Below are 25,245 nucleotides of genomic sequence, written 5' to 3' on the forward strand. Positions count from 1 at the left end.
TTGTTAAATCAAATGCACTTTTCTGCGAATAAATAACAGAAAGAGAATAATCTCTCAGAAGCGATTAAATTATTATCGCGTTATGTAAATAAATGTCCTTGTCATGCAAATAATTTTACAAACATATAAGTGCTATATCCAATTAACGTGGCAATAACAATGGCTGCGACAATGTATAACGCCAGGCGGCGTGCGCGATAAATACCAAACATGGTTCCTCCTCGTTTAGCGTTGGTTTAGAAATATTTTGTAAAAATCATCGTATTCGAATAATAGTTATTAGTTTTGAATACCCCGGCAGTAATTATATTGCGGTAGATCAATTTTACCCGCAAGCCTTAAAAATGAATTTATTAAAGCCAGAAAGGAATTCAGGCTTCCGTCCACCGTATATTGAAGGAAAAATACGATGACCAAAAAAAATCTCTCTCAGAACATGCCACCTGCTGGTGGGCAGGCGTATCAGCAGACCGTTGAGCAAGTGCTTGCTAACAAGCAGAGCCAGGCAAGCGGCCTCGACCGTGCTGAAGCGCAGGCACGTCTGCATCAGTATGGCCCTAATGCGTTGCCGGAGAAAAAAGGCAAGCCCGCCTGGCTACGTTTTCTCGCCCATTTTAATGATGTACTGATTTACGTTCTGCTTGCCGCGGCGGTATTAACCGCGGTTATGGGCCACTGGGTCGATACGCTGGTTATTCTCGGTGTGGCGGTAATCAACGCGTTAATTGGCCATATTCAGGAAAGCAATGCGGAAAAATCCCTGAAGAGTATTCGTAATATGCTCTCCAGCGAAGCGCGCGTCATTCGCAATGGCAATCATGAAACGCTACCGACAACTGAAATAGTCCCGGGCGATATTATTGTATTACGCGCAGGTGATCGTATTCCGGCGGATATGCGTTTAATCGAAGCGCATAATTTACGCGTGGAAGAGGCTATTCTGACCGGCGAATCTACCGTGGTGGATAAACACATTAATCCGCTGACCGGCGAATTACCGCTGGGCGACCGCACTAACCTGGTCTTTTCCGGTACGACCGTGAGTGCAGGGGGCGGCATTGGCGTGGTCATTGCCACCGGGCAAGAGACTGAACTTGGCCACATTAACCAGATGATGGCGGGTATTGAAAAGCATCGTACGCCGCTGCTGGTGCAGATGGACAAGCTGGGGAAAGCGATCTTCGCCATTATTCTGGCGATGATGGCGGCACTGTTTGTCTTCAGCCTGGTATTCCGCGAAATCCCCATGGGCGAGCTGCTGCTCTCTCTGATTAGTCTGGCGGTCGCGTCCGTGCCGGAAGGTCTGCCAGCCATTATTTCTATCATCCTTTCTCTTGGCGTGCAGGCGATGGCACGCAAGCGGGCGATTATCCGCAAGTTGCCAACGGTTGAAACCCTGGGGGCGATGACCGTGGTCTGCTCGGATAAAACCGGCACCCTGACCATGAACGAGATGACGGTGAAAGCCATCATTACTGCCGACAGTTGCTACCGCGTGGACGGTAACAGCTACGAGCCGGTGGGGAACATTTACCTGGAAGGCAGCGACGAGCCGATGCAGATCCAGCCGGGCACCGTGCTGGAGCAGTACCTGCGCACTGTCGATCTCTGTAATGACAGCCAGCTGATTCAGGACGAACGCGGTCTGTGGGGCATCACCGGTGGGCCGACCGAAGGGGCGCTGAAGGTGCTGGCGGCGAAGGCGCATCTTGAGCCGGTGATGACCACCCTGATTAACAAGATCCCGTTCGATTCGCAGTACAAGTACATGAGCACCCACTATCAGATTGGTCACGAGGAGCACATCCTGATTACCGGCGCGCCGGACGTGATTTTCGCGCTGTGTAAACAGCAGCAGGCCCGTAACGGCGCTGAAGCGTTCGATCGCGCTTACTGGGAAACCGAGATGGAGCGCTATGCACGTCAGGGGCTGCGTATGGTTGCCGCGGCGTTCAAACCGGCGAACGGTGAGCAGGCGCTGACGCATGACGATCTGAATCACGGGCTGATCTTCCTCGGTATTGCCGCAATGATGGATCCACCGCGTCCTGAAGCGATTGATGCGATTCATGCCTGCCAGCAGGCCGGGATCCGCGTGAAGATGATCACCGGGGATCACCCGCAGACGGCAATGAGCATCGGCCAGATGCTCGGGATCACCAACAGCGAGCAGGCGGTGACGGGCTACCAGCTGGAGAAAATGGACGACGCTGAGCTTGCAGACGCCGCGGTGAAATATGACATTTTCGCCCGTACCAGCCCGGAGCATAAGCTGCGCCTTGTGAAAGCCCTGCAGGACAAGGGTGAGATCGTGGGCATGACCGGCGACGGTGTGAATGACGCTCCGGCGTTGCGCCAGGCGGACGTGGGCATCGCAATGGGCATTAAAGGCACCGAAGTGACCAAAGAAGCGGCGGATATGGTCCTGACCGACGATAACTTCGCGACCATCGCCAGCGCGGTCAAAGAGGGGCGTCGCGTTTACGACAACCTGAAGAAAACCATTCTGTTCATTATGCCGACCAACCTGGCGCAGGGGTTACTGATTGTTATTGCGCTGCTGGCAGGGAACATTATCCCGCTGACGCCGGTACTGATTTTGTGGATGAACATGGCAACCTCCGCCACGCTCTCCTTTGGCCTGGCCTTTGAAGCCGCTGAGCGCAACATCATGAAGCGTCCGCCGCGTCAGACCGGACAGCACGTGATGGATGCGTACGCCGTATGGCGCGTGGTTTTCGTCGGGACCATGATTGCCATCGCCGCCTTTGCGCTGGAAGCCTGGCTGGCACCGCGCGGCCACAGCGCGGAGTTCATCCGTACCGTGCTGCTGCAGATGCTGGTCTGCGCCCAGTGGGTATACATGATTAACTGCCGCAACACTGAAGGGTTCTCCCTGAACCGTGGCCTGCTGGCGAACAAAGGGATTTGGCTGGTCACAGGCGTGTTGTTCCTGCTCCAGGCAGCAATCATCTACCTGCCGTTTATGCAGATGCTTTTCGGCACGGAAGCGCTGCCTCTGCGCTACTGGTTCGTCACGCTGGCGGTAGCCGCGGTGATGTTCTTCGTTGTTGAAATCGAGAAGCGACTGACCCGCAGGTTCCGTAAGGCTGCATAACCCTTTGCCCTCACCTTAACCCTCTCCCGCCGGGAGAGGGGATGCTGGCCTCCCTTTCATTGGGCAGAGGGCCGGGGTGAGGGAAACACATCAGAGGTACATCCCCATGAAATTCCCACTCCTGTTCGTCCTCCTCGCCCTCTTTCAACCCGCGTTTGCTGCTGCCATTCCGGTTCGCGTGGCGGTTGTGGAGCAAACGACCCACGCAGCTGAACGGCACGTGCCTGGCCGCATTGAAGCCATTCATACCGTCGAGATAAGAGCGCGCACGGAAGGCGTGATTACCCAGGTTCATTTTCGCGACGGACAATACGTGAAAAAAGGTGACGTGCTGTTCGAGCTGGACGATGCCGAGCCACGCGCCGCCGTGCGTCTGGCACAGGCTGAGGTAAAGAGCGCGGAAGCCACGCTGCGTCAGGCGCAGCAGCAGCTTTCACGCTTTGAAAGCCTGGGCAACAGCAATGCCATCAGCCGTCACGACGTGGATAACGCGCGCATGCAGCGCGATGTCGCCAGCGCTGCGCTGGAGCAGGCGAAAGCTCGCCTCGAAACCCGTAACGTGACGCTGGCGTACACGCGCATCACATCGCCGATTGATGGCCGAGTGGGGCACAGCCAGTTCCATGCCGGCAGCCTGGTGAACCCGTCAAGCGGCGTGCTGGTGGATGTCGTGCAGCTTGATCCGATCCGTATCGCCTTTGCGCTGGAAGAGGGGGCGTTTGCCACCAAAGCCGGACAACATGCGGATATCAGCGCCCTGAAGCGCGCCTGGCAGGCGCGGATTGACAGCAATGGTCAGCGCCTGAGCGGTGAACTGACCTCCGTGGACAATCGTATCGACCCGCGTACCGCCAGCGTGATGCTGCGCGCCGAATTTGCCAACCCGCGCCATCAGCTGCTGCCGGGCGGCAATGTGAATGTTTACCTGCGTCCGGCAAGCGCGCAGCCGGTGCTGACAGTGCCTGCTGCGGCGGTACAGCAAAACGGCGAGGGATTCTTTGCCTGGGTGGTTAACGCAGAAGGCAAAGCCGAAAAACGCCCGCTGAAGATTGCCGGACAGATTGGCCAGCAGTTTGAGATTTCATCCGGCTTACATCCCGGTGAGCGAGCGATCACCGACGGTGCCCAGCGCGTACAGCCTGGCGCCGCCGTCCAGATACTGAATTAAGGAGCCATCATGCTGACGTTTTTCATCAAACGCCCGCGCTTCGCGATGGTGATTGCGCTGGTGATAACCCTGCTGGGTGCCATCGCGCTGAAGATTATCCCGGTGGAGCAGTACCCGCAGATCACCCCACCGGTGGTGAATGTCTCCGCCAGCTGGCCCGGTGCCAGTTCGGCTGACGTGGCGGAAGTCATTGCCACGCCGCTGGAGACTCAGCTTAACGGCGTGGATCACATGCTCTATATGGAATCCACCAGTTCGGATGAAGGTGCCTACAGCCTGAACATCACATTTGCGGCAGGGACCGATCCGGATCTGGCCGCCATCGACGTGCAAAACCGCGTGGCGCAGGCTGTGGCGCAATTGCCCACCGAGGCGCAGCAAAACGGCGTGCAGGTGCGTAAACGCGCCACCAATCTGATTATGGGGGTAAGCCTTTACTCACCGGACAATACCCACACGCCGCTTTTCGTCAGTAACTACGCCAGCACGCAGGTGCGTGAAGCGCTGGCGCGTTTGCCGGGCGTCGGGCAGGTGCAGATGTTTGGCGCACGCGACTACAGCATGCGTATCTGGCTGCGTCCGGATCGCATGAACGCCCTGAACGTGACCACCGATGACGTGGCTCAGGCGTTACGCGAGCAGAACGTCCAGGGGGCGGCAGGCCAGGTCGGAACGCCGCCGGTGTTTAACGGCCAGCAGCAAACCCTGACGATTAACGGGCTGGGGCGTTTAAATCAGGCTGAGGACTTTGCAGACATCATTATCCGTGCGGGGGAGATGGGCCAGCTGGTGCGCCTGAAAGATGTTGCCACGATTGAACTGGGGTCGCGCAGCTACAGCTCCGGCGCCCAGCTGAACGGGCATGACTCCGCCTATCTTGGCATCTACCCTACGCCGTCCGCCAACGCCCTGCGCGTAGCCGATGCGGTTCGCGCGGAGCTAGAGCGACTTTCGGCACGCTTCCCGGACGATCTGACCTATGAAGTAAAATTCGATACCACCACCTTCGTCGCTGCGACCATCAAGGAGATTGGCGTCTCGCTGGCGCTGACCCTGCTCGCCGTCGTGGTGGTGGTTTCCTTATTTCTGCAGAGCTGGCGTGCGACGCTGATTGTGGCGCTCGCCATTCCAGTGTCGCTGGTCGGCACCTTTGCGGTGCTCTATACCCTCGGTTATTCGGCCAACACGCTCAGCCTGTTCGCCATTATTCTGGCACTCACCATGGTGGTGGATGACGCCATTGTGGTGGTGGAGAGCGTTGAAACGCTAATGGCGGAAGGGCAAAGCCGCACGGCGGCTACCGCACAGGCGCTGCGCCAGATTGCCGGGCCGGTGATTGCCACCACCCTGGTGCTGCTGGTGGTGTTTGTGCCGGTGGCGCTGCTGCCGGGGATCGTGGGGGAGTTGTATCGCCAGTTCGCGGTCACGCTCTCCACCGCCGTCACGCTCTCAAGCCTGGTGGCGCTGACCCTGACGCCAGCGCTCTGTGCGCTGTTGCTGCGCCCGCGCCCGAAGAAGCCAGCTGCGGTTTACCGCGTTTTCAACCGCGGACTGGATACCACGCGCACCGTTTATACCCGCATCGTTAACTGCATCAACCTCCGTCCGTGGCTGGTGCTGCTGGCAACGGCCGGCGCGGCGGGCGTGGTGGTGTTCAGCTTTATGTCGATGCCAAAGGGCTTCCTGCCGCAGGAAGATCAGGGCTACTTCTTCGCCAGCGTGCAACTGCCGGAAGCGGCGTCGCTGGAGCGTACCGAAGCGGTGATGACCACCGCGCGGGAGCTTATCGCCAGACACCCTGCGGTCGAGGATGTGATTCAGGTCTCCGGTTTTAACATTCTCAACGGTACCAGCGCGTCTAACGGCGGGTTTATCTCCATCATGCTGAAGACATGGGGGGAGCGTCCGCCGCTTGATGAGGTGATGGGAACGCTGCAGCGTCAGCTGCTGGCGCTGCCGGAAGCGACCATCATGACCTTCGCCCCGCCGACGTTGCCGGGGTTGGGCAACGCCTCCGGCTTCGACCTGCGTATTCAGGCCCAGGCGGGGCAAAGCCCGGCGGAGCTGGAACGCGTTACCCGCAACGTTTTGATAAAAGCTAACCAGCATCCGCAGCTTAACCGGGTGTTTACCACCTGGAGCAGCAACGTGCCGCAGCTGACGCTGACCGTTGATCGCGAGCGCGCTGCCCGCCTCGACGTGCCGGTCTCGCGCATCTTCAGCAGCCTGCAAACCGCCTTTGGCGGCACGCGTGCCGGGGATTTTAGCGTTAACAACCGCGTCTACCACGTGGTGGTACAGAACGAAATGCAGTGGCGCGAGCGTGCCGGGCAAATCAGCGAATTGTTCGTGCGCAGCAATAACGGTGAGCGGGTGCGTCTGAGTAATCTTGTCACGATTACCCCGACCGTTGGTGCACCGTTCCTGCAGCAGTACAACCAGTTCCCGTCGGTGTCAGTGAGCGGGTCGGCGGCAGACGGCGTGAGCAGCAGCACGGCGATGGCCGTGATGAGCGAGCTTCTGGCGGAAAACCTGCCTGCCGGGTACGACTATGCCTGGAGCGGGATGTCTTATCAGGAGCAGCAGACCGGGAATCAGGCCATCTGGATTGTCCTGGCCGCGGTGGTTATGGCGTGGCTGTTCCTTGTCGCGCAGTATGAGAGCTGGACGCTGCCCGCGAGCGTGATGCTCTCAGTCCTGTTCGCCATCGGGGGCGCGCTGGTGTGGCTGTGGATCGCGGGATACGCCAACGATGTGTATGTGCAGATTGGCCTGGTGCTGTTAATCGCGCTGGCGGCCAAGAACGCGATCCTGATCGTCGAGTTTGCCCGCGCACGGCGTCATGAGGGGATGGCGATTGTCGATGCGGCCCGTGAAGGTGCCTCCCGCCGCTTCCGGGCGGTGATGATGACGGCGGTGTCATTTATTATCGGTGTGCTGCCGATGATGCTGGCGTCCGGGGCAGGGGCGCAGAGCCGCCGCATCATTGGCACCACGGTGTTCAGCGGGATGCTGGTGGCCACCGTGGTCGGCATTCTGTTTATCCCGGCGCTGTTTGTGCTGTTCCAGCGCCTGCGTGAGTGGGGGCATCGCCTTACGGACTCGTCGCCCACAGCTCGCAATGTTTCTGAACCAGAGAAATAAGCGAACCGCCGTCTGCGATAAAATCGCGCATGCGCTGCGCCTCGCTCTTGCCCTGTTTTAACATCAGGGCTATTTCCTTAATCGCGCTCGTCGCGCCGAGCTTCTCGGCCGACGGCGCAACCTGCTCCAGCAGCCACGCAATATCTTCCGCCACGGTTTTGTGCTCACCAGTCTGCACGTCTGTCAGAATGCCCTCTAACCCATAACGACACGCCTGAAAACGGTTAAAGCGGTACAGCAGAAAATCCTTTTCCTGATGCTTATAGGGCCGCGTGGTCAGCAGCCAGTGAGACGTCGCCTGAATCAACCCGGCGATGTTGATCGCGTGGCCGAGCGTCAGCGGTGTATCCATCACCCGCACCTCGACCGTGCCAAAATGCGGGCTGGGGCGAATATCCCAGTGTAAATCTTTAATGCTGTCGATCATGCTGGTGGCGCTCAGACGACGAAACAGCCCTTCGAACTCCTGCCAGTTGTTCACCCACGGCATCTGTCCATTATCCGGAAATCCCGAGAAGATATTGAGTCGCGACGAGGCGAACTTTGTGTCCGTACCCTGCATATAGGGTGAGGACGCCGCCAGAGCAATAAAGTGGGGGACAAAGCGCGACAAACCATGCAGCAGATAAATAGCGTCGTCGCCGGTCCGACACCCGACATGCACGTGCTGGCCGAATACCGTCGCCTGCAAAATCAGATAGCCAAACCGTTCGAGCGTGACGTTATAGCGCTCGTCATCACACACCTCCTGACGCTGCCACTTCTGGAAAGGGTGCGTCCCACCGCCGCAGATCTGAATATGCTGCTCCGCAGCGGCGCGCAGAATACTTTGCTGCATCACCGAGATTTGTGCGGCGGCCTGATCAATGTTCTGACACACGCCGGTGGCGATTTCGAGCATGCTCTCGGTGATATCGTGCTTCACCTCCCCGCCTTTGATGTCGTCTTTGACGGCAGCGATAAGGGCGGAGGAGTCCTGGCTCAGATCGTACCCCGGCGGGTTAACCACCTGCAGTTCAAGTTCAATACCAAGGGTATAAGGTTCAGAGGAATGGAAATCGGGTAATGGCATGGTGCACTCCGTTGTCGTAGATGAAATGAGTATAGACAACGGGTATGGCTCCCACTTCAGGCGGTGGTATAAAGGGACGTGTGGCGGCTATGCTGAACGCCACGGCACACTGATTAGGGCTTTAGCGACCAGGGGAGTTAACAATGTCTGACTATCCAACCATTGCGCTGATTGGACCCGGTGCAATCGGAACCACTATCGCTGCGGTGCTACATGAGGCTGGCCGCACGCCGCAACTGTGCGGACGTACCGCACATCCGCAATTACGTTTGCGGCACGATGAAGGGGAAATCGTGGTACCCGGGCCGGTATTAACCGATCCGACGGTCATCGATCGTCCGTACGATCTGGTTTTTATCGCAGTGAAAACGACCCAGAACGCCGACAGCGCGGGATGGCTGAACGCGCTGTGCGATGAAAACACGGTGGTTTGCGCGCTGCAAAACGGCGTCGAGCAAAAAGCCCAGCTGGCACCGTGGGTCAATGGCGCGACGGTACTGCCGTCGGTGGTCTGGTTCCCGGCGCAGCGTGAGCCGGATGCGTCAGTCTGGCTGCGGGCCAGTCCGCGGTTGACGCTGCCGGATGTGCCGCAGGCAAAACGGGTGGCTGATGCGCTGAATGGCACGCGCTGCGCAGTAGACTTGTCGGCAGATTTTCTTACCGTCGCATGGCGCAAGCTGCTGCAAAATGCGGTTGCAGGCCTGATGGTGCTTGCGAATCGTCGTGCCGGGATGTTCTCCCGTGAGGATATCAGCGAGCTGGCGCTGGCGTATTTGCGCGAGGGGCTTGCCGTGGCCCGAGCAGAAGGCGCGGTGCTGCACGATGACGTTGCGCAGGAGATCCTGGCGAATTTCCAGCGCGCACCTGCCGATTTAGGCACGTCTATCCTGGCCGATCGTCAGGCCAACCGTCCCATGGAGTGGGATATCCGCAACGGCGTGATCCAGCGCTATGGTCGTGCTCACGGTATTCCCGTTCCGATTAGCGATGTGCTGGTTCCCCTGCTTGCTGCAGGCAGCGAAGGGCCGGGTTAACGGCCGCTGACTTTTCGTTCGGCAAAATAGTGCGCGGGCGTGGTGCCCATGGCTTTCCTGAACATGGTGATAAACGCATTCACGGATTCATACCCAAGCGTTGTCGCCACGTTCTGGACCGGGACACCGCTTGCCAGCTCCTGCAGAGCAATAATCAACTGTAGCTGCTGACGCCAGCGGCCAAAGCTCAGCCCGGTCTCGCGCGCCATCAAACGCGCAAAGGAGCGCTCGCTCAGCGCCAGCCGTTTCGCCCATGCTTTCAGGGTGCTTCTGTCGTCAGGATGGCTGACCAGCGCGTCGGCCATGGCGCGAATTTTGGGATGGGCTGAAACGGGCAGGCTCAGCTTCTGCTGCGGCATGCTGGCGAGCTCATCAAGCGTCACTCTGGTCAGCCGCGCGGCATGGCTCTCTGGCGGATAATCAACGCGTTCATGTGTCAAACGGTCAACCAGCGCTTTGATTAACGGGGAAATGGCCAGCGTGCAGCATTTCTCCGGCAGCGCGGCGGCACCGGGCTCAATAAACAGATAGTTGAGATGAGCATTCCAGGTCGCTTTGGCGCTGTGTGCGATCCCGCCAGGGATCCAGACGGCACAGTCTGGCGGCACGATCCAGATATCATTTTCCGCATGACAAATCACCGCGCCATACAAAGCAATAATCAGCTGCCCCTTACGGTGGGTGTGCATCGGCACTTCCGCGGCGTACTCCACGAAATCCAGATGTCGGGCTACGGCCGGGCATGCGGTGGCGTCAGGGTCGAAGAGCGTATTGGCAAGTTGAGGTTTCACGTTTCTGGCAACATTTAGGTATTTTTTGACAGAATAGAGTATTTAAGCGGGTTCGCAAGCCAGTAATAATTCTGGCATGAACACATTAAACGCTTTTCATTCTTATTTGTGGCGCGGCATGCGTGAGCGGTTATCTCCCGTGCTGCGTAACGATGCCAGTGCGTTGCTCTATTCCGCGAGAAGTTTTGCAGCGGCGATGCTCGCTTACTACATTGCGCTGTCGATAGGCCTCGAACGTCCATCGTGGGCCATTATTACCGTCTATATCGTGTCGCAGACGTCGGTGGGGGCCTCGCTGAGCAGAAGTCTCTATCGTCTGGCCGGCACCGTTGTGGGGGCCTGCGCCACCGTTGCCATCGTACCTGTCTTCGTCAATATGCCGATCCTCTGCAGCGTGATGCTGTCGGGCTGGATCACGTTCTGCCTCTATTTATCTCTGCTGGAGCGCACCCCGCGGGCGTATGCCTTTGTGCTGGCCGGGTACACTGCGAGCCTGATTGGTTTTCCTGCGGTATCCGACCCCGGCGGGATTTTTAATATCGCCATTATCCGTGTGCAGGAGATTGTCATTGGGATCTTCTGCGCGGCGCTGATACATCGCTATGTGTTACCCGCGCGTATCTCCGGCCTGTTCAACAGTAAGTTATCGCAAACCCTGCACGCCGCGCGTGAGCGGGTGGCTGACACCCTCGCAGGCAAACCCGTCGCGGTTTCAGACCCGCTGCATCTGGCGCTGGCGCTGCAGTTTCTGCAGGGCATAAGCCACCATATTCCGTATGATTTTGCCCTGTCTGCTCCGGTGCGGCAGGGCAGAAAGGCTATCCATGACCGACTGGCGCGGCTGGTCATCGTCAACTGTGAATTACGCGATCGCTTACCGGCGACGGTGCCTGCCGGGTTGCAGGTATTGCTCGACGACGTTCAGGCCTGGTTGGGGGATGAAGATGCTGCACGCCACAGCACGGCAGATGCGTTAATAGCACGCAGTGAACAGCTCGCAGAGCGCTACGCTGCACAGGCCCGGACGATGAACGACGCGCTGCTGGCCAGTTTTGTCCGTTATCTGACGCAGGCCATTACGCTGTTGCAGCAGTGCGAACGTCTTTCTGATGCGATCCACCATGCGAAGCCCGCCCACGGACTGACGGCGGGCAGGGCAGTTAAAGGGTATGTTTTTCATCGCGATCCTCTTACTGCCGCCCGCACCGCGCTGGGCGCGTTCGCCATTATCCTGAGCGGCTGCCTGGTCTGGATCTTCTCCGCCTGGCCCGATGGCAGCACGGCGGTCTCTATCCTTGGGGTCTGCTGCACGCTGTTTGGCAGTTTCGACACCCCGGCTCCGCACATAGTGAAATACATTATTGGCTCGTTCTGGGGCGTCTTGATTAGCCTGCTGTACAGCTTTGCGCTGCTTCCGCAGGTGAGCGATTTCCCCGTGCTGGTGGCCGTGCTGGCGCCGGTATATCTGCTGGCCGGGTCGCTTCAGGCACGTCCTCACACCACGTTTATGGCGATGGGGATCACCCTGACGCTGCCGGTGTTGTGCGAGCTGGGTGCCCACTACAGCGGAGATTTTGCCTCGGCGGCCAATACCGCCATTGCGCTGTTTGCCGCAACCGGCTTTGCTGTTATCAGCATGAGCCTGCTGCAAACCGTGCAGGCCGACGCGGCCATCGCACGTCTGCACACGCTGTGCCAGCGCGATATTCGTCGCAGCGTGAAGGGCAAGCTTCTGCTGGATGAGACGCACTGGACCAATCTGATGATTGACCGCGCTGCCCTGTTATTGCCGCGCCTGCAGCGCAGCGGACGTGCCTCAGAGCAGGTGCTTAACCCGCTGCTGCGCGCGCTGCGCATCGGCCTTTCGGTGATGCATTTACGCCGCTGCGATATGCCCGCGAGCAGAGAGATCAGCGCGCGCCTGTATCACCTGAACGACACCGACGCCTTGCGTGAACACATCGCCGACCACATCCGCCTCTGTTTGCCTGCCGCAGATGCACAAACGCGCCAGTTTGTCGGCCATCTGGTGGATTTACATTGCGCATTACGGAGGGCAGACGATGGTCAATGATCTGAATATCGGGGGCGTTTTTATCCCGGGACTGCTTGTCACCGCGCTCGCGGCGCTGGCGTGCACGCTGGCACTCATCGCGCTTTTATCCCTCAGCAGGCTCTACCGTCGTTTGCCTTTTCGCCCGCTGCTGGACGTTTCAACTTATCTGGTCACCTTTTTCCTGCTGATGCAGGGCCTGACCGCGCTGGGGTTATTTAGATGAAATCATTACTTTCTCTGGTCGGTCGCTATGCGCTGACGTTATGTGCCGTCGCGGCGGCCACGCTTCTGGCTTTTATGATGTGGAAACATTATGCGCAAACGCCCTGGACCCGCGACGGCCGTGTGCGGGCGGATGTGGTACAGATTGCGCCGGACGTATCCGGGCCGGTAATCCGCGTGGCCGTCCGGGATAACCAGTGGGTTAACCGGGGCGATGTGCTCTACGCTATCGACCCGCACTGGCTCACGCTGGCGGTGGCCAGCGCGCAGGCGGAGGTGGAATCCAGACGGCATGAGATGGTGATGCGACAGGATGCCGCCAGACGACGCGCACAGATTAAAGCCGCGATATCCAGCGAGGATTTACAGCAAACGGGCAGCGCCGCGAACGTCGCGGTGGCGAATTATCACGGTGCGCAGGCCGCGCTGGAGCTGGCCGAGCTTAATTTGTCCCATGCCACCGTACGGGCTCCCGTCTCGGGTTATATCACCCATCTGCGGCTTCGTCCGGGGGACTATGCTACCGCGGGGGAGACTAAGGTCGCCATCGTCGATGCGCACAGTTTCTGGGTGGTGGGGTATTTCGAGGAGACCAAACTTCGCCATATTCGCGTTGGGGACACGGCGCATATCGTGTTGATGGGTTATGAACCGGTGATTGCCGGACATGTCGAGAGCATCGGCCATGGGATCGGTGATAACAACGATGAGACGGGCGGGCTTGGGCTTCCCGACGTCGAGCCGACGTTTAGCTGGGTGCGGCTGGCGCAGCGCGTCCCGGTGCGCATACATATTGATGCATTGCCGAAGGGGGTTGAGCTGGTAGCCGGGTTGTCGGCGAGCGTGGAGGTGGTGCCGGAATGAGGGGCGTCAGCGTACTGAAGGGAAATCCGATCGGTGAGCGCTCTTGAGCAAAAAAACCTTACCGCCCGGCAGACAGGCGGTAAGGACAGGCAAAGTGGCATAAAAGAGAGGAAAAATACCTGAAATGAGGGTGATGAAACTGTCTGTCAACGTGCCTTACAGGACGTAGCGCACGCCGAATACAAATTCATTGTTCACCAGGCGTCCACGCAGGTTTTCATCCTGCAGACTGCGGGCGTTGACAAAGGTGTTACGGCCGCTTTCGATATTGCCCATATCGACATAACGATAAGTGGCGTACAGGGTCAGATCGTCAATAACTTCATAAGATGCACCAGCACCCACGGAGTAGGTAAAGTTGGTTTGCGTGTTGCCAGCGAACTCGCGGGTGTCATTACCCTGCCAGCCACCCACTTTCACTTTCGCCACACCGGCACCCGCCGTTGCGTACAGGGCGAATTTGTCGGTGATCATAAAGTCACGATAAACGTTGAGCATTGCACGTTCAGAATCAACTTTCATGTGGTTGAAACTGGTCGCAAACGTGGAAGATCCGCTGGTGAATTCTGTTTTTTCTTTAAACACATATTCCGCTTCGGTACGCCAGTTATTGCCGAACTGATAGCCGGCGGCCACGGAACCGTTCAGCTTGTGCTCTTTTTCGTCCCCGGCCACAAATGAACCGATCCCCGGGCGTTCGCTCAGGTTCATGCTCTTGGCCTTCTGATGGGTGTCAATCAGGTTCAGGGCACCGTAATAGCCTTCTTTAACGTTTTCGGCAGCCAGTACCGGGCCGGAAGCGCACAGTGAAATCACAGAGGCGAATAAAAGACGTGGCGTTACTTTCATAATAAGTTCCTTTTTATCTTTCCGATAAATGACATATAGCTTTACTTATTTCAGCTTTTTAATAGCGTCGAGTGCGCAGGCTTCATCAATATCACCGCTCGGCGCGCCGCCAATACCAATGGCACCGATGGTGGCGTTATTTTCTTTAACCGGTACGCCGCCAGCCAGTAATAAGAAACCCGGGATATCGCCGAGGTTTTTCGCCGCCGGATACTTATTTGAGTTTTCCAGAAGCTGGCTGGTCGCCGCTCCGCTGGACGCAGAGGTAAACGCTTTCTGATAGCTTGCTGTCAGGGTGTGTGGCCCGGCGTTATCCATACGCTGTACCGCACGGGTGAGGCCTGCAGCATCGACAACCGTCACGCTGACGTTATAGCCTTTAGCGCTGCACGATTTAACGGCTTCGCTGGCGAGTACAGATGCCTGTTCCAGAGACAGGGTGGACTGCGTCAATGATTTAGCGTGCGCAGTCATGGTTAATGCTGTGAGCACAGGCAGAATAAGAAATGTCTTTTTCACAAGGAATACCTTTTAATTAATGAGGCGTAAATAATAAAAATAAAACGCCCGTGAGGTTGATCAGCAAGAGCATCAGAATAAGAAAACGCAGTTCTGTTGTAGTGGTCTCAAATAAATTATTTAACATGGCAACCTTCTTTATTTCAAAAACGTTGCCATGGTGACAACGGGGTCACTATATAAATTCCAGGTCAGTGAGATACATGAGGGCAGGATGATAGGCGTGTAAGGGAAAGACTATAGGCGTGTAGTCCTTGTCGGTGAAAAACAGGACAGGCCAGGCGCAGGCGCCCGCTCGACAGCGTGTGAAGAAAAGTAAACCTGAGGTTAGCGTGGTGTGGTGAAGGCTGTAATCGCCTGATTCAGCGCCGCGACGTCCCTGAGCAGGGCCTGGAGGCGGGGCACAATTTCAGACTCGACGGGCAACGTTGTCCCATCGCATGCCTTTTCAAGACTGCGACACTGCTGCGCTATCGCAGTTGCGCCAATGATATCGGCGGCACCGGCCAGGCGATGTACGTGATACGCCAGCGCTGCCCAGTCGCCCTGACGGGCCAGCGTAAGGCAGGGTTGCATGTCGCGTTGGTTTTCATCCCGCGTGGCATTCAGCAGGGTGAACAATAAGGTATTGTCATCGCCGGTTAACGACCGAAGATTGTCCACACGGATAAACTGGCCGAGGCCTTCCGGGTCAGCAAGTTTTGTAGTCGCCTCTTTTCGGGATACCCGCTGTAGACCCGCCTCCAGTTGCTTCAGATTGAGCGGTTTGAAAAGGCAGTCGTCCATACCTGCGGCAATACAGCGGCTACGCTCTTCGGGCTGAGCATTCGCGGTGAGACCAAGGATAATTAACGGTTTTTGCTGCCGTTCCCGTAACAGCCGGGTGAGGGTTAGCCCGTCCATCGCCGGCATATTACAATCGGTGATGACCATATCAACCTGCTGTTCGCTCCAGCGCACAAGGGCTTGTTCGCCGTTTTCTGCCTCGACAACCTCATACCCCAGGCGGATCAATTGCTGCCTGAGCAGGAGCCGGCTTGCCGGGTGATCGTCTACAGTCAGTATGCGTAGCGGGCGCGCCGCCGAAGGGGATTCCGTCACATTTTTCCCTTTAAGACCCGGTGTTGGCTCATTCTATTTTGTTGCGCAGGGCAAAATCATAAATGTCTTTCGGGCTTTTAAGATCGAGCTTTTTCATCAGGCGGCGTTTATAGGTGCTGACCGTTTTATCACTGATCATCATTTCCCCGGCGATATCGACAATCCGGCTTCCTTTTGCCAGAAAATGCAGAACCTGCAGTTCCTTATCCGACAGACTGGCAATATTCCCTTTGTCATCCAGCGGAATATCCTCTGCGGCAATCTGGCGGGCGCGATTAATCGGGAAAAAACCATAGCCACTTTTGATTGCACGGATAGCGTCATGAAGTTCCGTCAGATTATTGCGCTTGCTAATAAACCCATCGGCGCCCGCACCGGCACAACGCTTAATATAATGATCGTCATCTTTACCCGTCAGAACCAGGATCCCGCCTTTAAAATCATTCGCACGGAGTCGCTGAACAACGTTAATCCCATTGATTGTAGGAATATCGATATCGACAATAACCAAATCCGGAAGTAACTGACGTGCCTGTTGTAATGCCTTAAGGCCATCATCAGTCTCGCCGATCACCGTCATCCCGTCTTTTTCCAGCAACATTCTCACCGCCAGACGGGCAACCGGGTGGTCATCCACGATTAATACGCTATTCATTTTATCATCCTGGTTCAAAGGGCTTTGCCTGATGAACACAGGCATGAATATTATGCATAACTATACCATATCTGCAACGATATTACCCGCCGGTCAATAAGCGGAAAATAGCGCTATTTCAATGACATGAAAATTAGAGTGGTGGGTTTTTCTGGCATATTTGTTCTGCAGGAACGATGGGTAATCCTTTTTATATTGGCCCAAAAGTACCGTTTTTCGTTCTTCAGGTGACTCCTGTCTTTTGCGTCAATACGAAATAATGCCTCCCGAACACAACACAGAGGGAGTTCTTGTTATGAAAACGATTTTCCGTACCGCACTGTTGGTGAGCATGATGAGCGCATTTTCCAGCCAGGCCACCGCACAGGAGACAAATCAGGTGAATACAAAAACAATTCGCGCGATGTCAGGCGCTGTTGCTACGACGTCTTTATCCGCATCTGAAACCGCGTTAATCGTGGTGGATATTCAGAATGAATATTACGCGGGTCAGGACTTCCGTGGCCGGATGGTTATCCCGGATGGCGCGGATGTGCTGTTGAAAAACAAAAAGCTGGTCGAGTATGCACACCAAAAAGGGATGTCGGTCTACTTTGTGCGTCACATAACAAAAAATAGCCCGCAGCAAAACGGTACTCCGCTGTTCGCTGAGAATTCCGTATTTGCCCAGTTCCATAAGGATCTGCAGCCGACTGCGCAGGACACCATTATTACCAAGGAGACCCCGAGCGCTTTCGTGGGCACCGATCTGGATGCCCGCTTAAAGAAACAGGGAATTAAAAAGGTCATCGTGGCGGGCCTGATGACGCATATGTGTATCTCATCGACTGCACGTGATGCTGTACCGCTGGGTTATAGCGTGATTATTCCGGAAGATGCGACAGCCACGCGCGATCTGGATGACGGGAAGGGGGGCGTGGTGGATCACGACACGCTGCAGCGTGCAGCGCTGGCAGGCGTCGCGGATGTCTTTGCTGAAATCATGACCACGGATCAGGTGATGGCGCTGGCGGTGGAAAAATAAGACCGAACTGAAATCCCAGTGGCCAGCCAGCCCTCTATACTGGCTGGCTTACGGAGGCGGTCATGACATTGAAAATTGGTATCGTAGTCTTTGAAGGCATTATTCCTTTTCACCTTTCGGTGCCTTATGCCGTGTTTGAGAAAGCACTGACGCCGCAGGGGGACGCCCTGTGTCAGCTCGTGGTTTGTGCCACTACACCCGGCGCGCTTAAAACCAATGCCGGTTTTTCCATCGTGGTCGACCGAGGTCTGGATGCGTTAGCCGGGATGGATATGGTGATTGTGCCGGGCTGGGATGTGCCTGAGCATGCACCGGAGCCTGAACTGTTAACGGCGTTACAAAATGCGCATGCGGCCGGGTCCCGCATTGTTGGGTTGTGTATGGGCACGTTCGTGGTGGCCGCCGCAGGCCTGCTGGAAAACCGTCCGGCAACGACGCACTGGCGATGGGCGGCGGACTTTCAGCGTCTTTATCCTTCAGTGCAGATGGATAAAGATGTGCTTTACATTGATGATGGCGATGTTGTGACGTCAGCAGGAACGGCAGCCAGTATCGACTGCTGTTTGCATCTGGTTCGACAGGCGTGGGGTGCGGATGTCGCCAACCGCGTGGCGCGCTTGCTGGTGGTGCCGCCTCATCGTCAGGGCGGGCAGCGGCAGTTTGTGGAGTTGCCGGTGCAGAATACGCGTCGTGGAGATAACTTCACCGACGCGCTGGCCTGGGCAACAGAGAATTTACAGCTGGCCATCACGCTGGACTGCGTGGCGGAGAAAGCCTGCATGAGCCGCCGGAGCTTTACCCGCCGCTTTCAGCAAACGACGGGGGAATGTTTTTCAAACTGGCTTTTGAACCAGCGCATTCTCGTTGCCCAGCGCTTTCTTGAAAAAACCGATCGGCCAGTGGAAGATATTGCCGAACGCGTCGGCTTCCCTTCCACGACCTCTTTACGGCGCCACTTTCAAAAGCAGCTTAATACCTCACCTTCCCGCTATCGTCGCGAGTTTCGTGGTCGTTAGTCATTTCCCGGCGTCATTTCTGTTCAATAGAGATAATTACGTTTTGCCAGATCCACCAGTTCAGTCAATTTGGATATTTTAAATTTCAGCATGATGCGCTTTTTATAAGCGCTGACGCGTTTATTATTTGTATTCATTATGCCGGCAATGACCTGATTGCTGTAGCCCGCAGAAATGTAGCGCAAGATACAGATATCAGTATGGGATAGCGATAACAACAACGAGGCGTCTCGCGGGTATTTTGTCCGGTGCAGCCTCAGTTCATTGCCATAACAGAACTGGCCGGATGCGACTTTATTGACAGTCTGGACGATGTTGTCCAGCGTACTGTTTTTATTAAGATAGCCGGCAGCTCCCGCCTTCCTGCTAAGCTGAATGTGAAAATCACTGGATGATGAGGATAAAATCATTACCTGTGTATCAGGGATATTTTTTATTAACTGAGCCAGAGAAGAAAACACGTCTGGCTGTTGTTGCAGATGCTCCATTATTATCAAGTCGGCGTTGAACAACGAATGTTTATCCAGCAATTCTTCCATTGTGCCAAACTGCGCAACAATCTGATGACTATGTTCTGATAATAAGCCCTGGAGTCCAGCGCGAAGCAGTGGGCTGGCGTCCATGACAATGACTTTTTTGCCTGACATTCCTGGTTGTCCTGAATCGGGAAAGGAAAAATTTATTCTCTATCCCGTCAATGCAAATTTGGCTAAGACTTGTCTTTAACTGAGACTTTATTTTCCCCCTCAGCGCTGCCCTGCCTGGCCTGCCAGATAACGGACCCTTCCTTTTATTACGTCTCCTTGCAACCTTAACCTGGTCGTTTGCGACAGGTCTTATTAAGACTCCGTCGCTCTGACAGGAAGATAGCGTCAGCCAGGGAAAGAATCCCGTATGGAAGTGCGTCTGGCGCGTTGCGCAGACACAGATCGATTATTTACACGAGAATTTAGCGAATGAATCTCAAGCCAGTAAATATTGCAGTCGTTGATAAAAATACGATTGTCAAAGCCGACGTTCTGCGCAGTGAAAAAATAGGCAGTGCCGTCAAAATTAAAGCCATCCCGAATGCAAAGTACATTCTTGCTGAAGGGGAAAACGGCGTTGCGCCAGAAAACATTACCCTGAAACGTGTCGGTAAAGACCTGTTCATCATGCTGGAAGGCACTGATGAAGATCAGCCGCAGCTGATTATCGAAGACTACTTTGATAATCCGGGTGAACTGGTCGGTAAAGGGGAAGATGGTCAGTGGCATGAATACATCGCCACCGACGGTGATGATGACCACGAAGCTGCTTTCCTGCTGGACGGTGAATCCTCTGCGCAAGCGCTGGGCGCAGGCGCGATTGCCAGCCTTGACGGTCTGGCGGTTGCGGGTACCGCGTTTTCCCCTGCCTTGCTGGCACTGGGTGCATTAGCGGCGATTGGTGCGGCGATTGGCATCGGCTCCATTATTCGCCATAACCGTGGCGGCAATGACGGTGGTGATAACGGCGACGTTATTCCCCCTCCACCGACAGGTCCTGGCAAACCAACGATCGGCGAAGTTGAGGATGACGTTGGCCCGATCACTGGCCCTATCCACAACGGCGATGCCACTGACGACGCCCAGCCTGTTTTCCGTGGCGGTGGTGCGAACCCTGGCGATACCGTTGAGCTGATTGTCGACGATGAAGTCGTGGGCACCGCGATCGTGGGTGAAGACGGCAACTGGGAAGTGACGCCAGAAAAACCGCTGCCGGAAGGCGAACATGAAGCGGTAGTGGTCATCACCGACCCTGAGGGTAACGCCAGCGAACCGTCCGATCCTATTGATTTCGTGGTCGATCTCACCCCGCCGGAAAAACCGGTGATTGGTGAGGTGGAAGATGACGTCGGTCCGGTGGTTGGCCCAATCAATGACGGTGACACCACTGATGACGCCCTGCCTGTATTCCGCGGTGAAAACGGCACGCCGGGCGACACCGTTGAGCTGATCATCGACGATAAAGTCGTGGGTACCGCGGTAGTGGGGGCAGACGGTAAATGGGCAGTGACGCCGGAAAACCCACTGGCTGAAGGCCAGCACAACGCGGTGGTGGTGATCACCGATCCGGCAGGCAACGCCAGCGAGCCGTCCGATCCGATCGGCTTTATCGTCGACCTGACTGCGCCAGCGAAACCGGTGATCGGTGACGTAGAAGATGATGTCGGTCCGGTGGTTGGCCCAATCAATGACGGTGACGTCACTGATGACGCCCTGCCTGTATTCCGCGGTGAAAACGGCACGCCGGGCGACACCGTTGAGCTGATCATCGACGATAAAGTCGTGGGTACCGCGGTAGTGGGGGCAGACGGTAAATGGGCAGTGACGCCGGAAAACCCACTGGCTGAAGGCCAGCACGAGGCGGTGGTGGTGATCACCGATCCGGCAGGCAACGCCAGCGAGCCGTCCGATCCGATTGGCTTTATCGTCGACCTGACTGCACCAGCGAAACCGGTGATCGGTGACGTGGAAGATGACGTCGGCCCAATCACTGGCCCGATTAACAATGGCGATATTACCGATGATACCCAGCCGGTATTCAGCGGCGGCGGTGCCGTACCTGGCGAAACCGTTGAGCTGATTATCGACGATGAAGTCGTGGGCACCGCGATTGTGGGTGAAGACGGCAACTGGGAAGTGACGCCAGAAAAACCGCTGTCGGAAGGCGAACATGAAGCGGTGGTGGTCATTACCGATCCGGCAGGCAACGCCAGCGAACCGTCCGATCCTATTGATTTCGTGGTCGATCTCACCCCGCCGGAAAAACCGGTGATTGGTGAGGTGGAAGATGACGTCGGTCCGGTGGTTGGCCCAATCAATGACGGTGACACCACTGACGACACGCTGCCTGTATTCCGCGGTGAAAACGGCACGCCGGGCGACACCGTTGAGCTGATCATCGACGATAAAGTCGTGGGTACCGCGGTGGTGGGGGCAGACGGTAAATGGGCAGTGACGCCGGAAAACCCACTGGCTGAAGGCCAGCACGAGGCGGTGGTGGTGATCACCGATCCGGCAGGCAACGCCAGCGAGCCGTCCGATCCGATCGGCTTTATCGTCGATCTGACTGCGCCGGAAAAACCGGTGATCGGTGACGTGGAAGATGACGTCGGCCCAATCACTGGCCCGATTAACGATGGCGATGTCACCGATGATACCCAGCCGGTATTCAGCGGCGGCGGTGCCGTGCCTGGCGAAACCGTTGAGCTGATTATCGACGATGAAGTGGTGGGCACTGCGATTGTGGGTGAAGACGGCAACTGGGAAGTGACGCCAGAAATCCCGCTGCCGGATGGCGAACATGAAGCGGTGGTGGTCATTACCGATCCGGCAGGCAACGCCAGCGAACCGTCGGACCCTATCGGCTTTATCGTTGACACCACGCCACCGGCACGACCGACCATCGATACCGTTTTCGATAACGTTGGCGACAGAACCGGCAACCTGGCGGCAGGTGAAACCACCGATGACAACACGCCAACCTTCAGCGGCACGGCTGAAGAAAATAGCCTCGTTTACATCATCGTCAACGAGAAAGTGGTGGATTCCGTGCGCGCTACCGAAACCGGCTCCTGGACCTGGGAACCGTCTCCGGGGTTGGCTAACGGTCCGTATAACGTCCGCGTTGTTGCGGAGGATCAGGCTGGACTGCGCTCTGAGTCGTCTGAGGACTTTAACTTTAACGTGCAGGTGGGCGGTGTCCCTACAGCGCCGGCAATTACCGATGTGATTGACGATGTTGAGTCTCACACCGGAACCGTACAGCAAAACGGTACCACCAACGACGACCGCCCAACTCTCGTGGGGACCGGTCAGGACGGTACCACCGTTTACCTGTACGACGGCGCGAACCCGGACCCGATCGGCAGTGCAGTGGTAACGGGTGGACAGTGGAAAATTGAATTTAGTACGCCGCTGGCGCAGGGCGAGCATCGCTTCCGTGCGGTAGCGGAAGATGCCACCGGCAACCGCAGCCCGGAAACGGGCGAATGGGTCATCAACATTGATTCCGTCGCGCCGGGCGAGGCGACAGACGTTGAACTGTGGGACGACTTCGGCACGCCGGGGATTATTGCCGACAACGGTACGACCGATGACAACACCCCGACCTACCGGGGTAAGGGTGAAGCGGGCGGTACGGCGATTATCGACCTGGGCGATGGCACCACCGTGCGTGTACCGGTTGATGGCAGCGGCAACTGGAGCTACACCCCGGCGCCTGCACTGGCGGACGGCGACTACACCTGGCAAGTCTCGATTGAAGACAAGGCGGGCAACGTCGGACCTGCATCCGACCCTATTCACTTCATCGTGGATACCAGCGGAAACGGGATTTCGATTAGCCACGTTGTGGATGATGAAGGTGGCATTCAGGGCAACCTGGCCAGCGGCAGCCACACTGATGACACGACTCCAACCGTTGTGGGCCGCGCTACGCCTGGTGCCATTGTGAAAGTCTACGTTGACGGAAACCTGGTTGACAGCGTGGTGGCCGATCCGACCACGGGTCAATGGCAGTACACCGTCAACCCGGCGCTGTCGGCGGATCGCACATATCAGATCACCGCCAGTGAAAACACCGGCACCGGTGACGGTCCACAAACCGCACCGTTTGAGCTGACGCTCGATACCCGCATTCCGACCGGCACCCTGGACGGTATAGCGGATGATGTCGGTCTGGTTCAGGGTGACCTGGCGAACCCGTCTGTGACCGACGATACCACCCCGACCCTGCGCGGTACCGGTGTGGCGGGCGACGTCGTGTTTATTTACGACGGTACGACTCTGATTGACTCTGTCACCGTTGGCCCTGGCGGCAACTGGAACTACACGTTACCGCCGCAGAATAACGGTACAGAGCTGGATATGAACGTGGTGTTCCAGAGCCCGACGGGCGTCAGAAGCGCACCGAGCGATTCGTGGAAAATCACCATTGATACCGAAGCGCCAACGGCCAGTGCGGTGGCTGACGGCCTGAGCAAAGACTCCGGCGTGAGCGATGCGGACTTCATCACCAATAACAGCGGCCCTGGCAGCCTGGTCACCGGCCATCTCTCGGCTGCGCTGGACGCGGGCGACAAAGTCCTTGTCTCCGTTGATGGCGGTGCGACCTGGCAGGAAGCGCTGGTCGACGGTGATAAGTGGGCCTATGTGGACACGCAGGGCCACAGCGCTGACTGGACCATTTTGACCCGTGTTGTTGATGCGGCAGGTAACTACACCGAGTCGTCACAGAACGTGGTGGTGGATCAGGTTGCACCGGACGCCCCGACCGACGTGGTGCGGAGCGGTAACGATGTCACCGTCACGCTGCCGGGCAGCAACGTGACGGCGGGTGATTCGGTTCTGGTGAAGGTCGGAGATGTCTCTGTCACGCACACGCTGACGGCGGCGGATATCGCGAACGGTAATGTGACGCTGAGCCTGCCACCGGGCGGTTATACCGATATTCCGGTCGGGGCAGCCATTGTGGACGCGGCGGGTAACAGCTCGGACTACCGTACCAGCGACTTCACCAGCACCAACAACTTTGAATCAGCTGATGAGTTTACGGCGATCAATGCGGGCCAGTGGGTGCACGGAATGCGTTTCTCACACACGACGGATACCAGTACGGCTGACTACGAATTCGGCAGACAGCCCATCGGGGTGGGAAGCACAAACAGCCTGTATCTGTTCAGTTCATCAGCAGATGGCGGGATGGAAGCCAGCATGTTTGTCGACTTCCAGTATGGCGCCAAAACCGTCGATTTCGATTTCAACCCGAGATTTGCGGGTCCGTCTACGGTGGTGACGTTCTATGACATCAACGGCAATGTGATTGGTTCTCAGCCTGTGAACGCGCCGATCAGCAACCGTAACGTCCATGTGTCGTTCACAGGCCAGGAGGATACGCCGGTTTACCGGATGGAAATTCACCATCAGGAGCAGCCGGGCAGCACCGGGTTTGGTTTCAGTATCGATAACCTGGTGGTGAGCGGCACGGCGAAAACCGTCACGCCGGGTGAATTCCTGGCGGATAACCAGGGCGATGTCTGGTATGGCGACGCGGCGGACAACCTCTATCAGGTGAGTGACGTGGCCAGCCTGACCGACGCGGTGATCCAGGGGGGAGAAGGGACGGACACGCTGAAGTTGTTGGGTGCGGATCAGCATCTCGATATGAGCGCGCTGACCAACAAAATCCAGTCAATGGAAGTGTTCGACATAACGGGAACAGGCAACAACACCCTGACGCTGAGCGCGGGCGATGTGCTGGAAAATGCCACACAGAACCTGTTCCACGATAACGACTTCAACCAGTTGATGGTGAAGGGCGATGCAGGCGATCGGGTCAATCTCAGCGACCTGTTGCCAAACGATATAGACCCGGGCAACTGGACAGACGGTGGCACGGTTAACGTTGGCGGAGTGGAGTATCAGTCCTTCCAGATGGAAAGCCTGAATACCGAAATCCTCGTTCAGATGGGAGTGACGGTCACGCTGCAAAACCACTAATTGATATCAGGAAACGGAGGCGCCTTTAAGGCGCCTCCGGAAAGTAAAAACGTTTAGCCGTTTTTTTAATCCAGGGATTTTCCCGAAC

At 56.8% G+C, this 25,245-nt stretch carries 17 protein-coding genes; 10 read left to right on the top strand and 7 right to left on the bottom strand.

Annotation, left to right across the window (positions count from 1 at the left end; genetic code table 11):
• The first annotated feature begins 409 nt into the window (after positions 1-409).
• From QMG44_RS01215 to QMG44_RS01225, 3 genes are all read left to right on the top strand, one after another.
• Complete coding sequence (locus QMG44_RS01215; protein ID WP_059306700.1) at positions 410-3,118, top strand: cation-transporting P-type ATPase; 2,709 nt, start codon at positions 410-412, stop codon at positions 3,116-3,118.
• A 106-nt stretch (positions 3,119-3,224) separates the two neighbouring features.
• Positions 3,225-4,286, top strand: coding sequence for an efflux RND transporter periplasmic adaptor subunit (locus QMG44_RS01220; protein ID WP_032681515.1), 1,062 nt, complete (start codon positions 3,225-3,227; stop codon positions 4,284-4,286).
• A 9-nt stretch (positions 4,287-4,295) separates the two neighbouring features.
• Positions 4,296-7,430, top strand: coding sequence for an efflux RND transporter permease subunit (locus QMG44_RS01225; protein WP_086532854.1), 3,135 nt, complete (start codon positions 4,296-4,298; stop codon positions 7,428-7,430).
• Here QMG44_RS01225 and QMG44_RS01230 read toward each other — a convergent pair.
• Positions 7,381-8,502, bottom strand: coding sequence for a YbdK family carboxylate-amine ligase (locus tag QMG44_RS01230; RefSeq protein ID WP_025204771.1), 1,122 nt, complete (start codon positions 8,500-8,502; stop codon positions 7,381-7,383). The genes QMG44_RS01225 and QMG44_RS01230 overlap by 50 nt on opposite strands.
• A gap of 143 nt (positions 8,503-8,645) precedes the next feature.
• Here QMG44_RS01230 and QMG44_RS01235 point away from each other — a divergent pair, with 143 nt between their 5' ends.
• A complete protein-coding gene (locus tag QMG44_RS01235; protein WP_032677591.1) occupies positions 8,646-9,536 on the top strand; it encodes an oxidoreductase in 891 nt (296 codons plus the stop codon).
• Here the strand turns inward: QMG44_RS01235 and QMG44_RS01240 are convergent.
• Positions 9,533-10,327: a helix-turn-helix domain-containing protein gene (locus tag QMG44_RS01240; RefSeq protein WP_086532853.1), complete on the bottom strand. Its 795-nt coding sequence runs from the start codon at positions 10,325-10,327 to the stop codon at positions 9,533-9,535. The two genes, QMG44_RS01235 and QMG44_RS01240, sit on opposite strands and share 4 nt — an antisense overlap.
• 76 nt (positions 10,328-10,403) lie before the next feature.
• On the opposite strand from QMG44_RS01240, the gene QMG44_RS01245 reads away from it, so the two are divergent.
• Genes QMG44_RS01245 through QMG44_RS01255 form a run of 3 tightly spaced genes read left to right on the top strand, consistent with a single transcriptional unit; the run spans position 10,404 to position 13,469 of the window.
• The gene (locus QMG44_RS01245; protein ID WP_404997231.1) at positions 10,404-12,401 is read left to right on the top strand and encodes an FUSC family protein; all 1,998 of its coding nucleotides are present in this window, start codon (positions 10,404-10,406) and stop codon (positions 12,399-12,401) included.
• Positions 12,391-12,606, top strand: a complete 216-nt coding sequence (locus tag QMG44_RS01250; RefSeq protein ID WP_020885123.1) for a DUF1656 domain-containing protein — start codon at positions 12,391-12,393, stop codon at positions 12,604-12,606. Before QMG44_RS01245 ends, QMG44_RS01250 begins: the two co-directional genes overlap by 11 nt.
• Positions 12,603-13,469, top strand: a complete 867-nt coding sequence (locus QMG44_RS01255) for an HlyD family secretion protein (RefSeq protein ID WP_086532851.1) — start codon at positions 12,603-12,605, stop codon at positions 13,467-13,469. Before QMG44_RS01250 ends, QMG44_RS01255 begins: the two co-directional genes overlap by 4 nt.
• Before the next feature lie 156 nt (positions 13,470-13,625).
• Here the strand turns inward: QMG44_RS01255 and QMG44_RS01260 are convergent, their stop codons facing one another.
• From QMG44_RS01260 to QMG44_RS01275, 4 genes are all read right to left on the bottom strand, one after another.
• Positions 13,626-14,318 carry an outer membrane protein gene (locus tag QMG44_RS01260; RefSeq protein ID WP_086532850.1) on the bottom strand — a complete coding sequence of 231 codons (693 nt, stop codon included), beginning with the start codon at positions 14,316-14,318 and terminating at the stop codon, positions 13,626-13,628.
• Between the two features lie 45 nt (positions 14,319-14,363).
• The gene (locus QMG44_RS01265; protein ID WP_020885120.1) at positions 14,364-14,837 is read right to left on the bottom strand and encodes a heme-binding protein; all 474 of its coding nucleotides are present in this window, start codon (positions 14,835-14,837) and stop codon (positions 14,364-14,366) included.
• A gap of 327 nt (positions 14,838-15,164) precedes the next feature.
• A complete protein-coding gene (locus tag QMG44_RS01270) occupies positions 15,165-15,938 on the bottom strand; it encodes a response regulator (RefSeq protein WP_086532849.1) in 774 nt (257 codons plus the stop codon).
• 28 nt (positions 15,939-15,966) lie between these two features.
• Positions 15,967-16,593 carry a response regulator gene (locus tag QMG44_RS01275; RefSeq protein ID WP_020885118.1) on the bottom strand — a complete coding sequence of 209 codons (627 nt, stop codon included), beginning with the start codon at positions 16,591-16,593 and terminating at the stop codon, positions 15,967-15,969.
• Between the two features lie 295 nt (positions 16,594-16,888).
• On the opposite strand from QMG44_RS01275, the gene QMG44_RS01280 reads away from it, so the two are divergent.
• Both QMG44_RS01280 and QMG44_RS01285 read left to right on the top strand, forming a co-directional pair.
• Positions 16,889-17,617 (top strand): cysteine hydrolase family protein, encoded by a 729-nt coding sequence (locus tag QMG44_RS01280; RefSeq protein ID WP_086532848.1) that lies wholly within the window; start codon positions 16,889-16,891, stop codon positions 17,615-17,617.
• Between the two features lie 62 nt (positions 17,618-17,679).
• Positions 17,680-18,633 (top strand): GlxA family transcriptional regulator, encoded by a 954-nt coding sequence (locus QMG44_RS01285; RefSeq protein WP_032681504.1) that lies wholly within the window; start codon positions 17,680-17,682, stop codon positions 18,631-18,633.
• 23 nt (positions 18,634-18,656) lie between these two features.
• On the opposite strand, the gene QMG44_RS01290 is transcribed toward QMG44_RS01285, so the two are convergent.
• Positions 18,657-19,280 carry a response regulator transcription factor gene (locus QMG44_RS01290; RefSeq protein WP_086532847.1) on the bottom strand — a complete coding sequence of 208 codons (624 nt, stop codon included), beginning with the start codon at positions 19,278-19,280 and terminating at the stop codon, positions 18,657-18,659.
• 309 nt (positions 19,281-19,589) lie between these two features.
• On the opposite strand from QMG44_RS01290, the gene QMG44_RS01295 reads away from it, so the two are divergent.
• On the top strand, positions 19,590-25,157 hold the full coding sequence (locus QMG44_RS01295; RefSeq protein WP_232937267.1) for an Ig-like domain-containing protein: 5,568 nt from the start codon (positions 19,590-19,592) through the stop codon (positions 25,155-25,157).
• The last annotated feature ends 88 nt before the right edge of the window (positions 25,158-25,245 follow it).

This window comes from Enterobacter sp. 200527-13 (assembly GCF_027924865.1).
GTDB lineage: Bacteria > Pseudomonadota > Gammaproteobacteria > Enterobacterales > Enterobacteriaceae > Enterobacter > Enterobacter ludwigii.